We start from the raw sequence: 14,296 nt of genomic DNA on the forward strand, positions 1-14,296 counted from the left end.
TATCAGACAATTGGACACCGATCAACAGTGCTGACAGGCCGCAAAAAACGTGTCCTCAGGTCCATTTCTAATCGGATCCGGGCGGCAATCGCGGGTCGCGAGCAAGGGCTCGGGGCCCTGCCGGGGCGCTATGACAAATCCGACTCTGGTTTTTCCCTGATAGAGCTGGTGGTTGCAACCTCGATCATTGCGACACTGTCTTTGACTGCGGTTCTGGGACTGCGTGTCGCCACGCAGAACACACCGGCCAACAAGATGGATGAGTTCGCGCGTGGGCTACGGTTCTTGCAGGCCGAAGCCTTGTATACAGACCGCAGTTTCGCGCTATCGTTTGCCAATAGCGGATGGGAAGTCATGGTGTTTTCGGAACCTGAAAGAACTTGGTCGCGACGACCAGCCAAGAAGCTGTTCAGCGCGGGCGACTGGGGCAACGAAAACCGCCCTAGCCTTCAAATCGAAGGCCTGGACGTGGTCCTGCGCCAAGATTTCCCGGACCTCCCGACCCCCGACGTCTTTCTGCTTCCCAGCGGAGAGACAACGCCCTTTGTCCTGACGGTCTCGGACGCAGAAGGCCGTTTGGCCCGCTGTACGCTTCACAGCTATGGAGAGCTTGAATGCCAGCGCGGCTGAGATCGCACCGCACGGATCGGGGCTTTACCCTGGTCGAGGTGCTGATCGCCGTCGCGGTTTTGTCGATCGCTCTGGTCGCCAGTTTTCAGCTGATCACACAGCAAACCCGGGCTGCGGCGGGGCTGAACGATCGGGTGCTGGCCCATTGGGTGGCGTTGAACCAGCTAGAAGAACGCCGCCTGGGCATTTCAGGCGCAGGAGGCCAAAACAGCCGCAGCATGGGCGGGATCGAGTGGGACATCGACATTCGCGAAAGCGCCGGCCCCATAGATCTGACCCGAATTGAAATCGCCGTCAGCAGCCCCGGTCATGCAGGCGCGGTTCTGGTGGGCTATCTCTCTCCTGCGGGGGATGGATCATGAAGACAGGTGCGACGCGCGGCTTCACTCTGATCGAGCTGGTCGCAGCCATGTCAATTTTCGCCATCATCGCCGTCATAGCACAGCAAAGCATGTTCAGCGCCATGGCGCAGTCCACGCGGCTGACCAGAAACGGCACCGATCTGGCAGAGCTGGAACTCAGCGTCAGTCTGGTCACGCGGGACTTAGAGAACATTGCGCCGCGTCCGGTGCGTGTGGGGGGCAATGAAACGCAGGCTGCGTTGATCCTTGCGGATGCCAGCGACCTGACGCTGACCCGAAGCGGCGTAGTGGATCCCGTGGACCGTCCTCGCGGTCCGTTTATCAGAGTGCGCTATGTCGATGCTGCGGATACCGGGTCGCTGCGACACGTGTGGGATCAGGTGGATCGCCCTGCCGCGACCTCGGCACGCGAGGCGATGCTATGGGACGGCATCCAGACCATGCGATTTCGTGTGTATTCCGAAGGGCAATGGCTGGACAGTTGGCCCCCGCCGGGTACCGACGACATTGCGGCTTTGCCCGAAGGGATCGCAGTGACCTTCGAAACAGAAAAATGGGGCCCGATCGATCGGGTTGTGTCCTTGAAATGAGTACGCCAAGGTCAGATCGCGGTGTGGTGCTGCTGAATGCTCTGGTGATTATCTCGGTCGTGGCGGCGATTGCGGCCGCCTTGATCCGTGACGATCTGGAGGCGCGCATCCGATACGAGTTGATGCTGCGATCAGATCAGGCCCGGGTATATGCCCGAGCGGCTGAAACGCTGACCCTGCGGCTTTTGGCGCTAGATGCCGAAGCCAACGAAATCGACCACCTGGGCGAAGCCTGGGCCGAGGGCGAAAGAACGTTCGACATCGAAGGTGGGACTCTCACGGGGCGCATTCATGATTTGCAGGGTCGATTGAACTTGAACCAACTGCTGCAACAGTCCGAAGAAGAAGGTGCCAAAGCCGAGTTGGTCGTCTCGACCCCCGACCTGACGTTGTTGAATGCCCTGATTCAAAACGCAGGCGGACCGGCCACGCTTGGTCCGCGCATGGTCGAGTGGATCAGCCCCGATATTCTGGATCTACCTGGCGCTGCGGGGGACGCGCCGTATTTGCGCGGGGCCGAACCTATGCTGCGCCCGGCCAGGGCGGCAATCGCGCCGCGCGATTTTCGCCCGGTCGACGGCATGAGCGCCAACACCTATCGCGCGCTGTCAGCTGCGATCACGGCTCTGCCTGAACCCACGACGATCAACGTGAACACAGCTCCGCGCCCGGTTCTTCAGGCGATGATGCCGGGCTTGCGCGCGACGCAATTGGATCGTCTAATGCAGCACAGACAACAGAACCCGTTTCAAACCCGCGCTGCGTTTCAGGACTATGTCTCTGACATCCTGGCCCCGCGCACATTACAGGAGCTCTCGGCACTGAACCTTGACGTAAAATCCAACTGGTTCCTGCTCGAGGTCAAGGTCACGCATGGCATCAGCCGGGCGCGGCTGTATTCGGTTATCAAGCGCCCGGACGGTGGCAGCACCCCCAGCATCATTTTGCGTAGCGGGGAGGCGCTATGACGGCGGCACGGATCATTCCCCTGTCGCAATTGGCGCAGGCCAAGGGCACCCGAAACGCAGTGATTTCTGTGCCCGGAGAGCGCGTGAGCGCGCTGAACTGCACGGTTCCGGCCAATCTGCGTGGGAAAAACGCTCGCAATGTTGCGCTGCAAGCGGTGCAGGAAATGCTGGCGGCCCCAACTGAGGACACAAGCCTGGTTGTTCTGCCTGGCGCTGGCGCATCGCGGACAGTCTTGGTAAGCGCGCGCGCGGATCACGACCTCTGGTCAGCTCAGACAGTCCAACACAAACTGCGATCTGCGCGGGTGTTGCCCGATTATCTGTGCCTGCCGTGGCAGCCGGGCACGTTGACGATCAGCGCCCCCTCGCCAGACAGGCTGGTGGTCCGCGGCTCAGAAACCAGCGGTTTTTCTGGCGAAACGGCCATGGTGCTTGCGATGCTCCAGCAGTTGCGCGCGCAGCAGACAGAAGAACTGAGCACGATCAGCTTGGTGCCGGAAACCGCCCAAGAAGACGCTGCGCTTATGGCCGAGCTATCGGCCTGGGGCCTTCCAGTTCAGGGGACAGATCAGGCCGCCAATCCCCCGCAAGCCTCGGTTCTGGCTGGTGCAGAAATAGGGCTGCCGCCGCGTGCCCAGACCTTGGCCAAGTTGGTCGCGGTCGGTGTTGCGGCGCTCTTGTTCTGGTCGTTGAATACCCTTTCCGACATTCGCGACCTGGAGCGGCAGACAGCCAGTCAACGTCAGGCGAATTCAGCCTTTGTTCGGCAAGAACTGGGTTTGACTGGCCCGATCGTCGATCTGCGAGTCCAGGTGGATCGCGCCCTGGCCGAGCGGCGCATAGCCCTGGCCAGCGATGACGTGCAACCTGGCCTGCCAGACTATCTTGCGGCGGCGGGACCAGACCTGGCAGCGCCAGACATCACCGTTTCACAATTCCGCTATGCCGCACATGTGGTGACCATTTCAGTCGAGGTGCGGGATTTCGCGCGGCTTGCAGCGTTGCGCAGCTCTCTACAGGCGTCCGGCCTGACTGTGCAGATCCTACGCTCGGTCGGCAGCGGAACAGAGGGCGTGCGCGCGGATATCAGAATCAGTCCAGCAAAGAGGGCACAATGATGCTGGGCTGGCTGCATACCCTGACCACGCGCGAACGCGGGCTACTGGGCGTCGGCCTGTTGGTGTCCTGTGCGGCGATGGCCTTCTTGATGGTGATCGAGCCCATGAAAACCCGCAAAGCCCAAGCTGAACGGGCTTGGGCGCAGGTTTCAGATGACGCAAACTGGCTGAAGGGGAAATCTGCTGAACTGGCCGCGCTTGGGGCGCGCCGACCGGCTGCATCAGCAGCAAGCACCGCCCCAACGACAGTCGCCGCATTAGAAGCAGCGCTTCGGCAGACCGATTTTGCGCAACAGATGATCCGACTTGCCCCCCAACCAGACGGACAGGTTCAGATCGCCTTTGAAAACGTTTCCTATCTGGCCTTGATGCGCTGGATGTTGAACACCGGACTGGCGCAAACGGTGCAAACCTTGACCGTTGGACACAATCAAACGCCCGATTTGGTGGATGCCACGATGACTGTGGATCTGACCCCGCCGGAGCCCCGTGAATGAGCCGCGCTGTCACATGGTCGCTTGCGACGGCGCTGGTGGTTGGTGCGGGCGCGGTTGGGTTTGCCCTGTTTACCCCTATTGCGGTATTTTCTGATCTGCCCGGCGAGCAAATCGAGCGGCAAGGCGGCATCTTGGCCGCCCAAGCCAGCCTGGGTCGAGGTTCCGCGCATTTCGACAACCTTCTGCCGACAGGTGTACAGCAAATCGACTGGCAGATTGACGGGATATCGATCACGCCCGCCGGGATCGCCTATGACCTGCAACTGACGGGTCCCATTGTCGGAAGCGCGCGCGTGATCGGGGCACCTCTTGGCCCGAAGGCCCAGATAGAAAATGGCAGTTTCCGCATCTCGGCAAATGTATTTGCAGGGGGCAATCAGCGGCTAGAAGGCCAGATCTCCATCGGCCTGACACGCGCAGAGATCTCGATTCCAGGCGGGCAGCTGACCGATTTGTCCGGTCAGATGGAATGGCAGAACGCCGGGGTCCTTTTAGAAGAAAAGATCACCTTGGGCACGATACACGGGGCCCTGTCGGCCACGCCTCAAGGCGGGGTTCGCATGATCGTTTCGAACGCCGGAGCCGGAGTCTCGGTCTCAGGTAGCATCACATTCGAGGCCAGCTGGAGCACGGCTCTGTTGGATTTGGTGGTGCGCCCGGGGGCTGACGCGTCGCCAACCCTTCTTGCCATTCTGGAAAGCTGGGGCACCCCACAGGACAGCGAAACCTTTGCAATCCGTCGCCAGATCGCCCTGCCCTAGCCGTCGCCCGATAGGAAAAGGGCCAGCGCAAGGCTGGCCCTTTTCGATTTCAAGCGTCAGATCTTAGGCCCGACGACGGCGATAGATACCGACAAGGCCAAGCAGGGCAAACATCAGCAAGCCCAGCGGACCGGTCGCACCACCGCTGCCGGTCGAACCGCCACCGCCAGTGTTTGCCGGCACATCCGAGGCCAGCTTGGCCCCCGCACCAACCGAGTACGACCCGCCGGAATGCGAAGCGTCCACATCCTCGACCACGACCACCATACCAGCCGCGTCAATATCGCTTGGTGCGATCGAGGTGTACAGCGCGCCATTGGACGGAGTTGCCGTTGCAGGATCCGCCGATGCAATCACAGTGGTGCCATCAGACGCGTAGACGGTGAACTTGGGTTCCGCCCCCAACGCGTTGTTGAACGTCCGCACAACGATTGCGCTCGTTGTTGCCACCGGCCCGGCGATGGCAAAGCAATCCATGTCGCCTGCCGCGTCAAACCGGCCTGCAACACCCGTGTTGTCCGTCGTCAAAGCTGTACACGCTGCCGAATTGGTCGGGTCATTGGTATGATCGTCAGGTACGACACCCTGAACGGACACCTGCGTGCTGCCAAAACGCTGGAAGTTCTGAGCCCCAAGGGTCGGGTTGCTTACCGTCTGTCCCGGATCCAGGCCAGCCTCGGACAAAGCGACAGTCGAGTACGAGGCGCTGCCGCTTGGGTTCGTGACCGTGACACGTACGTCATAGGTGCCATCAATGGTGTAAGGCGCCCAGGCCGAATACAGTCCATCATCCGCCGTCAGGTCTGCGCCAACACCCGTGTCGTTCAGGTCAATCGTCGTCACAGTCCCGTTGGGATCCGTCACTGTGGCCACGACGCTAACGCCCGTGATCGGCAGCACCTTAGACACAACAACCGAGATCACGATGGGATCAGGATAGCTGATCGTGCTGCCCCCTTGCGAAGCAACGCCCACAGAATAGTTCCCACCATCTGACCCCACAGCAGTGGTGGCCACGATGTTCAGGCTGTAGGTGATATCAGTCGCAGACCCGTTCTCGGCGCGCACCTTGTAGGCCCCAGTCCCCAAGGCTGCCACGGCGGCTGAATCCAGGTTCAGGACACAGCTTGCAATACCCGCGTTGTCGGTACAGGTGAAACTTAGCCCGGTATCCACATCACTGGCATCAAGCACAGTCAGGGTATAGGCCGTCGAGGCGCCCTGATAGGTGAACAGCAAGGACAATTCGTCCACTGTGTCGTCAATCACAAATGGCTCGTCCGAAGTCGAACCGGCTGTGACACCAACAGACGATGACGACAGCGCCGACGATCCGCTGGCTTGTGCAAAGGCTTGCGAGAACGCGTTTTGGATATCGGTCACATTGGTCGGAGAGAAGAAGAACTTACCCCCCGTGGCCGAGGCCAATGCAGGCAGGTTCGGATCAGACGCCGAGCCATATCCAAAGCCAATTACCGGCACACCAGCCGCGACAAACTTGGCCGTGGTCGATGCCAGCGTTTCCGAAGAAGAGTTGTCTCCGCCGTCGGTCAGCAAGAACACAAGCTGTTGCGCGTTGGTGTTGTTGGTCGTCGCATAGGTCTGCAACTTGTTAAGCCCGAAAACAGCACCGTCATACATGGCCGTCAGACCAGTCGTACGAATGTTGGCGATCGCATTCTTCAGCGTTGTCTTGTCCGCAGCACCGGTGATGGGTGTGATCGCTGCATTCGACGAAACGGTTGACGAGAACGAGCTGACGCCCGCCGCGGTCTCGTTTTCCGTCAGCAGATCAACCAACGCGCTGGCCGCAGATTTCGCGTTTGTGATACCCGGACCGCCCATCGAACCCGAACGGTCCAGAACGATGTCCAGCTCCAGGCTGTCGACCCATTGGATGTTCAGCTTATCGCGGCAGCCGGTGCGCCCGGTGGGCAGTTCGACCTTGTACCAATTGTCCGTTGCGGTGGGCTGCTTGCCAACAAGGTTGGAATAGTGCGTCCGCTTGGGCACGTTGAACGCGCCAATTGTGGTCGGGTCATTGTTGGTGGTCTGGATCAGCGTATCCCAGCCGCTTTTGCCATAAACACGGCCCTGCGCGGTTTGGGTCACGTCCCCGATATTATTCGAGGTCGAGTGGTTGAGCCATTTGAAATCCCCAGAGGACACGGCCGAGCGTCCACGGTTCATGATCGCTTTGTCCACCGGATCGTCATCCTTCAGCGGGATATAGGGATCCTTGGGCGGGTTGCTACCTGCCTCGGCGTATTCGTCATAGACGCCCAGCACATAGTGGCCCCATTCGTGGCCAGCAATGTAGCCAAGCAACTGAAGATCGGTGCCGCCGTCGCTGACCTTGATATCCCCGAACGTGTCGAACATACGGATTTGCCAGCCCGCCTTGCCGAAACCTGTGGGGTTTGCGTTGGGACGACCCGTTTTGCCCCAGACGATATCAACGTTCGAGGATTGTTTCCCCTCGCGGAAAACCGTCAGTTTGCCCAGCTTATGCGCACCATTCGTTTGCTCGCAAACCGCGTCGGCGAAATGTTTGAAAACGGTCTCATAGGCGTTCTGTTCGTCATCCGACGCGCCCGGATCTGCTGTTGAATTGTTGTCGCCCGATGGATTTTCCGCGATCGAGATCGACATATCGAAAACCGCAGTAGTCGAGGTAATCCCCGCCTGCACTCCAAGCGGGCCATCCTTGCCCCTGTTTCGTGCCGTGGCCGCATCAACGGTTTCACCACTATAGTGAACACGCGAGAAATAGGATCCTCCCCCCAAACTCGCCATCGGAATGAATGAAATTACCGCTGCCAGGCCCGTTGAGGCCAGGAGTGGTAATTTAGTCTTTGAACTAGGCATAACTCCCCCCAAAAAGTGACGTTAGAATGAACCCCTTTCGATCGTTAAATGAACAACTACCGCAAATCGTATCGAGTCACGGAATAGGCCCGGCCGTTGAAATTGATCAGGCGGGATTGCCCCACCTTCAAGTGCAAGGCCGGATGCAGCGCGCCGATCTCCTTTGATCCTCCGATCGGCATGAGTGCAAAAGGTGCTGCAAATAGATTGGATAAAGTCGTGTGCTGATTTACCTCCGCTTTTGTGAGTGTCTGACCGGTCGGGTTGGACCCTGTGCCCAATGCCTCCAGCCGAAAATAAACGCCGACCGTTCCCTCTGCGATCTTGGTGCCCAGCTGGGCCTCTAGCGTCGCACGATACTCTTGCCAGCCCGAACGGACCCGAATGACTGTCGGGTCGCTGGGCGCGTCGATCAGAACCTTGACGCGGCGCATGGCCGACCCCTCTGCAGCGATGCCGACGGGCCCCTGCCCTTCGATCACAACAGGCGGCGCACCGGCGGGGCGGGCTGGGTCCGGTACCGGCGTGGGCAAGCTTGGCTTGTCTTCAGCGGTCACCTCGAAATACTGCAAGGTTTCAATCAGCCCAAAGGCCGTCACGATGGCCCGCTCTGCACGGTTGGCACCATAGTCAAGTCGAAGTGATGAGATTTCAAAATCATCGCCTCCTAGATGGGGCGCGGCCTCGGACGAGTAAGAAAAATTCCCAGAATATATATGCACGCCACCACCATTCGCCCCGACAGAAAGCGCGACAAGAAGAAACGGCAGGAAGCAGAAAACACGGAACAAACTTACCACCCCACTTTCTGAAAACAGACGAGTTGGAATTAAAGTATTCAATCTGATTGTATGCAAAAAATTGAATTTCGTCAAGAATTCTAACGACTTGTGTACGCACACCATGATACCGGGCTCCGCCAAGATAGGGCAAAATTCCGAACCCAATTCATGAATGAGTTAAGCAATTAATGTGCACAAAAGGGCAGGCAGCCTCCCCACCTACCCGAATAGGTCATAATAAGTGACCTTCTATTCGGGTACAGAGACTACCACCCAAGATCGGCACGCGCGGACACCATTCGGAACTTTGAAACGGACCACAGCCCTATTTCTCAGAGGTTCGCCTTGCATTCAAAAGGATAGAATGGTGCGGGTGGAGGGACTTGAACCCCCACGCCTTGCGGCGCCAGAACCTAAATCTGGTGCGTCTACCAATTTCGCCACACCCGCACTGCTCAGCCCATGGGCTGGTCCGGCGATGATTAGCAAAGAGTTTTTCCGATGGCGAGAGCAAAAATCAACTTTGACCACCAGGTTTTTCCAATGCCGACAGCACACGCGGCAGCACCTCTGGCAAATCCTCGGCGATCAGCCCCGGCCCAAAGGCCCGCGCACATTCCACATGCAGCCAGGCCCCGGTTTCGGCCGCCCGCAAGGGGTCAAACCCGCGCGCCAGCAAACCCGTGATGAACCCAGCCAAAACATCACCGGACCCAGCGGTGGCTAGCCAAGGTGCAGCACGCTCATAAACCGCTGCATTGATGCTGCACCGCCCGTCCGGCGCCGCGATCACCGTGTCCGCCCCTTTGAACAGCACCACACACCCCGCGCGCGCGGCGGCCTCACGCGTGGCGTCCACCTTGGAATACGCGGGACCCGTGGTGGGCACGGCCTTCAGCTTGGCTGCGATTTCCGGAAACAGACGCGTAAACTCTCCGCCATGGGGTGTCAGAACGGTCTGCGTACTGCGTGTCAGCTCAAACAACGCCTCGGGGTCTTCGGCAAAGGCGGTCAGAGCATCCGCATCCAACACGGTGGCACGCCCCGCCTTCATGGCCACCGGCACCAGATCACGCGCGCGCGTCACCCCCATCCCCGGCCCCAGACACAGGGCATTCAACCGATCATCTTGCAACACCTTGGTCAATTCCTCGACCGTCCCCGCCCGCTGCAACATAATCGCCGCCACCTGCGCAGCAACCTCCAACTGCGCCGATCCGGGCACACCCAAAGTCACAAGGCCAGCCCCCACACGCAACGCCCCCCGCGCCGACATCCGCGCCGCCCCAGTCTGGCCAGGTCCGCCCGATAGGATCAACGCGTGGCCATGGGCGTATTTGTGATCCAATGACAGTTTTTGGCATTCTTCGACAACAAACCTAGTCACATCTGTACCGCCATCCCATAACATAACCGGGCACTCGTCGATGACTGTCTCTGGCAATTTCAGTGAGTGCCGGACCTCTTCTGGGCTTGTGATGAGCATCTCCGCCACAGCTTCCATAAATTCGCCATGGTCACGCCATTTCGCATCGGCCAACCCAATATCCTTGACGCACAACGACCCGATGGCTTGCACTGCTTGATCAAGATATTGGCCAATCTTACCGCTGTGAAATGTCACCGTCATGTCGGCAGCGATGAATTGCTCTCCAATCAACCGCCCTGAATTGCTGCAGATCCCACTGGGCATATCAATCGCTACAACTCGGTGTTTGGCTCCCAACTCAGATTGGCGTTCCAGTCCAAATAGAGGCAAATTGATACCGCGCCGCAACCCGGTACCAAACAAGGCGTCGATCAGCAGATCTGCCCGCCAGGCCAATTGCCAGGCAGGTTCGTCCTTATTGCCGAGAGCCTCCACACTCCCCAACTCACACCACCGCTCATAGTTCACACGCGCATCGGGCGGCAGCTTCTCAGCGTCCCCATACAGGAAAACCTCAACACTCCACCCAAGCTCACGCAACAACCGCGCAACAACAAACCCATCCCCGCCATTGTTGCCGGGCCCACATAAAACAACCGCCCGCTTTTTCTTGGCTTCAATACCCTGGGGGGAGGCCGCAGGCCGGGGGGCAACGCCCCCTGCCCCGTCCTCGATCGCCAGTTCCGGCCATTCTTCGAATATTGCCTCGACAACGCCCTGTCCGGCGCGCTCCATCAACTCCAGGCCGGTCACCTCTCCCGACTCGATGGCGGCCTGCTCAATGCTGCGCATTTGGGCAGCTGTTAGAATTTCGGTCATAAATGCGGACCTTTTGTTCACAAAGTGATACTTTTTTATGCAACCTGACTAAAATTTAGCCTCGCGGTTGGCTTTCGAAACCCCTCTACAGGCACTTCCACCATAGCCAATTGTGGTCCCCTTGGGAAAGTGGTCTGTCGCTTGACGACAAGTGCTGGCGAGGAGACCCAAGTCGATGAAAAAGATCGAAGCCATCATCAAGCCGTTCAAGCTGGATGAAGTAAAAGAAGCGCTGCAAGAGGCCGGTATCCAAGGCCTGAGCGTGATTGAAGTCAAAGGTTTTGGCCGCCAAAAAGGCCACACGGAACTGTACCGCGGCGCTGAATATGTCGTGGACTTCCTGCCCAAAGTAAAAATCGAAGTCATCCTGGACGATGACCTGGTCGACGGCGCCATCGAGGCGATCATCGACGCTGCAAAAACCGACAAGATTGGCGATGGTAAGATCTTCGTCAGCCCCGTCGAACAAGCGATCCGCATCCGTACCGGTGAATCCGGCTCGGACGCTCTGTAATACACCCCAAAGATAACGAAAGGGATTAAGGGAATGAGCATTGATGCAGTCCTGCAACTGATGAAAGACGAACAGGTTGAATACCTGGACGTTCGCTTTACCGATCCGCGCGGCAAGCTGCAGCACGTGACCGTGATCAGCGACGAAGTTGACGCCGACTTCCTGGAAGGCGGCTTCATGTTTGACGGTTCGTCCATCGCTGGCTGGAAATCGATCGAATCCTCGGACATGAAACTGGTTTTCGACACCGAGTCCGTCTACATCGACCCCTTCTATGCCGAGAAAACTCTCTGCATCCACTGCTCGGTTGTCGAGCCCGACACCGGCGAAGCCTACGAGCGCGACCCCCGCGGTACCGCCGAAAAAGCCGAAGCCTACCTGAAATCCTCGGGCATCGGCGACTCGGCCTTCATGGGCCCCGAAGCTGAATTCTTCCTGTTCGACAACGTCAAGTACTCGAACTCGATCAACAAAGTTTCCTACGAAGTCGACGCTCTGGACGCATCGTGGAACACCGACACCGACTACGAGATGGGCAACACTGGCCACCGTCCCGGCGTCAAAGGCGGTTACTTCCCCGTGAACCCGATCGACGACGCACAGGACCTGCGTTCGGAAATGCTGTCGACCATGAAGCGCATCGGCATGAAAGTTGACAAGCACCACCACGAAGTGGCGTCCTGTCAGCACGAGCTGGGCCTGGTCTTCGGCACCGTCACCAAACAGGCTGACGAGATCCAGAAGTACAAATACATCGTCCACAACGTTGCCCAGGCATACGGCAAATCGGCCACCTTCATGCCCAAGCCCATCGCAGGCGACAACGGCACCGGCATGCACGTGAACATGTCCATCTGGAAAGACGGTAAGCCCCTGTTCGCAGGCGACAAATACGCCGACCTGAGCCAGGAAGCCCTGTACTTCATCGGTGGTGTTCTGAAGCACGCCAAGGCCCTGAACGCCTTCACCAACCCGTCGACCAACAGCTACAAGCGTCTGATCCCGGGCTTCGAAGCCCCCGTTCTGCGCGCCTACTCGGCCAGCAACCGTTCCGGTTGTGTGCGTATTCCCTTCGCAGAATTGCCCAAAGCCAAGCGCGTCGAAGCTCGTTTCCCCGATCCCTCGGCGAACCCCTACCTGTGCTTCGCTGCTCTGCTGATGGCCGGTATCGACGGCATCCAGAACAAGATCGATCCGGGCGAAGCCATGGATAAGAACCTGTACGACCTGCCCGCAGAAGAGCTGGCCGGCATCCCGACCGTCTGTGGCTCGCTGCGCGAAGCCATGGAAGAGCTGGAAGCCGACATGGACTTCCTGCTGGCCGGTGACGTGTTCACCAAAGACCAGATCGAAGGCTACATCGAGCTGAAGATGGAAGAAATCGAAGCTTACGAGCACACCCCGCACCCCATGGAATTCGCACTGTACTACAGCTGCTAATCCGGGTTCGGAGAGATTTGGGAAGGGCGCCGCAGGTCGGCGCCCTTTTCTGTTGGGGCCAGGGTCGGAAGATCCAGAAGCTGCGCCAATGAACGCGACCGCGTTAACCATTTCTGAATTCTGCGCTTGTTAGATACGAATCAGCGCTCGTGGACAGAATGCGCATACAGCTTTTGGCAGATCGGCCTGCTGTGCCCCGCTGTGTGATTCCGCGCAAATATGGCATGAACCGGCCCCGTTTTCGGAACAATCCGGGAACGTTGATCGGTTCACCCGCAAAGTTGCCCATTTCGGCCACATTCTTTCCCATTTCTTCAATCAATCTGGGGATGAACAAAACGCTGACCGGAGATCCGTCATGAACATGGAAAATAACCGCGTGACCTCGGGTCTGGTTTTCATGGCCTCGCGCAACTGCGACACGTTGGAGCTCAGCGCCAGCATGCAAAGAGTGCTGGAGGCAAACGGACACCGGATTTGTGGCGTCCAGGTGCTGTCGGACACCCACGTCCAAGTAACCTCGGACATTTTGACCCTGGAATTGTCTGTGCCCAAGGCCCACCCTCAGGCCCAAGGCGAACTGCCCACGGCCGAAACTCATTCCAGCAAAACTGTTCTGGATCATGCCGCGCTGATCATAGAACTGTCCCTGACCCAGGCCCATGAACCCGGCCTCACCCCGGCCAAACGCAACACGCAAGCCACCCTGGCCAGCCTGACCTGCCAGATGGCCATTTGGCTGGAACCCGATTACGTGCGCTGGCTGAACGTAGACGCGTTGCTGGACACCAAGGATTTCGTCAAGGCCGTCGCCCGTGTGATGCCGCGCCGTGTCAAGCGCAAGAAACCCTGCACCCAGCACCGCCCGACCCGCCCAGTCCTGGTGCAATCAGCCCCCCAGACGCAAGCCGTTGCCGTGGCCGATCTGCCGGTGCGCCCGACCCATCCAACACTGGATCCCGACCGCCCGCAAACCGTGCGTGGCGCGGCGCGCTTCCCTGATGTGGACGCAACCTCGCGTCAGCTCGAGGGCGAATATGACCGTCGCAACCGCCTGGCAATCGAACAATCTGATCTGCACGAGCTGTCCGAGCTGCGCAGCTCGTTCACCAGCGAAGAGGACGAAGCGCTGGAGGCCACCGGCATTGCCTCGCCGCGCAACAGTGTGGCCCGTATGGCGACCTGGTTCCTGGCGATCACAGTCGGCGTCTTTTCCCTGCCAGTTGCGGCCTTCCTGATGATTTATAACCTGTTTCGCGGCGAGGATTTCCGCCTGTCCGCGCAGGCGCTTTCGCTGACAGGGCTGTTCACCGCCCTCAGCGCCCGCGGCGCCACGGCCGATGTGATGCAGATCGTCACTCAGATCGTGGGCTGACCTCCTGACATTCCCGATCCCCTTGTACTGCGGGGACACTTGCCATCGCTGCGGCGGTGGCATTTTTTTGGCTGCACACTGGCGCTCAACTTCCCGTTAGTTTCTGACACATCGGGTGGCGGCGTCGCGATCTGCTCTCTACT

At 59.0% G+C, this 14,296-nt stretch carries 13 protein-coding genes and 1 tRNA gene; 10 read left to right on the forward strand and 4 right to left on the reverse strand.

Annotation, left to right across the window (positions count from 1 at the left end; genetic code table 11):
* Positions 1 to 27 precede the first annotated feature (27 nt).
* Genes ACXADQ_RS16910 through gspN form a run of 7 tightly spaced genes read left to right on the forward strand, consistent with a single transcriptional unit; the run spans position 28 to position 4,926 of the window.
* The gene (locus tag ACXADQ_RS16910; protein ID WP_475323614.1) at positions 28 to 630 is read left to right on the forward strand and encodes a prepilin-type N-terminal cleavage/methylation domain-containing protein; all 603 of its coding nucleotides are present in this window, start codon (positions 28 to 30) and stop codon (positions 628 to 630) included.
* Positions 615 to 992: a type II secretion system minor pseudopilin GspI gene (gspI, locus tag ACXADQ_RS16915; RefSeq protein WP_475323618.1), complete on the forward strand. Its 378-nt coding sequence runs from the start codon at positions 615 to 617 to the stop codon at positions 990 to 992. Before ACXADQ_RS16910 ends, gspI begins: the two co-directional genes overlap by 16 nt.
* Positions 989 to 1,582 carry a type II secretion system minor pseudopilin GspJ gene (gspJ, locus tag ACXADQ_RS16920; RefSeq protein ID WP_475323620.1) on the forward strand — a complete coding sequence of 198 codons (594 nt, stop codon included), beginning with the start codon at positions 989 to 991 and terminating at the stop codon, positions 1,580 to 1,582. The genes gspI and gspJ overlap by 4 nt, the downstream gene beginning before the upstream one ends.
* Positions 1,579 to 2,550 (forward strand): type II secretion system minor pseudopilin GspK, encoded by a 972-nt coding sequence (gspK, locus tag ACXADQ_RS16925; RefSeq protein ID WP_475323622.1) that lies wholly within the window; start codon positions 1,579 to 1,581, stop codon positions 2,548 to 2,550. The genes gspJ and gspK overlap by 4 nt, the downstream gene beginning before the upstream one ends.
* Entirely contained in the window at positions 2,547 to 3,668 is a 1,122-nt protein-coding gene (gene gspL / locus ACXADQ_RS16930; protein WP_475323625.1) for a type II secretion system protein GspL, read from the forward strand. Before gspK ends, gspL begins: the two co-directional genes overlap by 4 nt.
* Positions 3,665 to 4,165: a type II secretion system protein GspM gene (gene gspM, locus ACXADQ_RS16935; protein ID WP_475323629.1), complete on the forward strand. Its 501-nt coding sequence runs from the start codon at positions 3,665 to 3,667 to the stop codon at positions 4,163 to 4,165. The genes gspL and gspM overlap by 4 nt, the downstream gene beginning before the upstream one ends.
* Positions 4,162 to 4,926: a type II secretion system protein N gene (gspN, locus tag ACXADQ_RS16940; RefSeq protein ID WP_475323632.1), complete on the forward strand. Its 765-nt coding sequence runs from the start codon at positions 4,162 to 4,164 to the stop codon at positions 4,924 to 4,926. Before gspM ends, gspN begins: the two co-directional genes overlap by 4 nt.
* Positions 4,927 to 4,989: 63 nt before the next feature.
* Here gspN and ACXADQ_RS16945 read toward each other — a convergent pair whose 3' ends face one another.
* From ACXADQ_RS16945 to ACXADQ_RS16960, 4 genes are all read right to left on the reverse strand, one after another.
* On the reverse strand, positions 4,990 to 7,722 hold the full coding sequence (locus tag ACXADQ_RS16945) for a VWA domain-containing protein (protein WP_475323635.1): 2,733 nt from the start codon (positions 7,720 to 7,722) through the stop codon (positions 4,990 to 4,992).
* 128 nt (positions 7,723 to 7,850) lie between these two features.
* A complete protein-coding gene (locus tag ACXADQ_RS16950; RefSeq protein ID WP_475323638.1) occupies positions 7,851 to 8,699 on the reverse strand; it encodes a hypothetical protein in 849 nt (282 codons plus the stop codon).
* Between the two features lie 242 nt (positions 8,700 to 8,941).
* A tRNA-Leu gene (locus tag ACXADQ_RS16955) sits at positions 8,942 to 9,026 on the reverse strand.
* 67 nt (positions 9,027 to 9,093) lie between these two features.
* Positions 9,094 to 10,824, reverse strand: a complete 1,731-nt coding sequence (locus ACXADQ_RS16960; RefSeq protein WP_475323641.1) for an NAD(P)H-hydrate dehydratase — start codon at positions 10,822 to 10,824, stop codon at positions 9,094 to 9,096.
* Positions 10,825 to 10,999: 175 nt separating this feature from the next.
* On the opposite strand from ACXADQ_RS16960, the gene ACXADQ_RS16965 reads away from it, so the two are divergent.
* The 3 genes from ACXADQ_RS16965 (at position 11,000) to ACXADQ_RS16975 (ending at position 14,153) form a co-directional block, all read left to right on the forward strand.
* Positions 11,000 to 11,338, forward strand: coding sequence for a P-II family nitrogen regulator (locus tag ACXADQ_RS16965; RefSeq protein ID WP_420567607.1), 339 nt, complete (start codon positions 11,000 to 11,002; stop codon positions 11,336 to 11,338).
* 33 nt (positions 11,339 to 11,371) lie between these two features.
* Positions 11,372 to 12,778, forward strand: a complete 1,407-nt coding sequence (glnA, locus tag ACXADQ_RS16970; protein ID WP_475323647.1) for a type I glutamate--ammonia ligase — start codon at positions 11,372 to 11,374, stop codon at positions 12,776 to 12,778.
* Positions 12,779 to 13,136: 358 nt separating this feature from the next.
* Positions 13,137 to 14,153 carry a hypothetical protein gene (locus ACXADQ_RS16975; RefSeq protein WP_475323650.1) on the forward strand — a complete coding sequence of 339 codons (1,017 nt, stop codon included), beginning with the start codon at positions 13,137 to 13,139 and terminating at the stop codon, positions 14,151 to 14,153.
* The last annotated feature ends 143 nt before the right edge of the window (positions 14,154 to 14,296 follow it).

The sequence above is a fragment of the Thalassovita sp. ABM4_323 genome, assembly GCF_056158665.1.

Excerpts from the sequence above, each read along its gene's own strand:
- gspI (WP_475323618.1), top strand. The coding sequence starts at position 615 with ATGCCAGCGCGGCTGAGATCGCACCGCACGGATCGGGGCTTTACCCTG.
- gspJ (WP_475323620.1), top strand. The coding sequence starts at position 989 with ATGAAGACAGGTGCGACGCGCGGCTTCACTCTGATCGAGCTGGTCGCA.
- gspK (WP_475323622.1), top strand. The coding sequence starts at position 1,579 with ATGAGTACGCCAAGGTCAGATCGCGGTGTGGTGCTGCTGAATGCTCTG.
- gspL (WP_475323625.1), top strand. The coding sequence starts at position 2,547 with ATGACGGCGGCACGGATCATTCCCCTGTCGCAATTGGCGCAGGCCAAG.
- gspM (WP_475323629.1), top strand. The coding sequence starts at position 3,665 with ATGATGCTGGGCTGGCTGCATACCCTGACCACGCGCGAACGCGGGCTA.
- gspN (WP_475323632.1), top strand. The coding sequence starts at position 4,162 with ATGAGCCGCGCTGTCACATGGTCGCTTGCGACGGCGCTGGTGGTTGGT.
- ACXADQ_RS16945 (WP_475323635.1), bottom strand. The coding sequence starts at position 7,722 with ATGGCGAGTTTGGGGGGAGGATCCTATTTCTCGCGTGTTCACTATAGT.
- ACXADQ_RS16950 (WP_475323638.1), bottom strand. The coding sequence starts at position 8,699 with ATGGTGTGCGTACACAAGTCGTTAGAATTCTTGACGAAATTCAATTTT.
- ACXADQ_RS16960 (WP_475323641.1), bottom strand. The coding sequence starts at position 10,824 with ATGACCGAAATTCTAACAGCTGCCCAAATGCGCAGCATTGAGCAGGCC.
- ACXADQ_RS16965 (WP_420567607.1), top strand. The coding sequence starts at position 11,000 with ATGAAAAAGATCGAAGCCATCATCAAGCCGTTCAAGCTGGATGAAGTA.
- glnA (WP_475323647.1), top strand. The coding sequence starts at position 11,372 with ATGAGCATTGATGCAGTCCTGCAACTGATGAAAGACGAACAGGTTGAA.
- ACXADQ_RS16975 (WP_475323650.1), top strand. The coding sequence starts at position 13,137 with ATGAACATGGAAAATAACCGCGTGACCTCGGGTCTGGTTTTCATGGCC.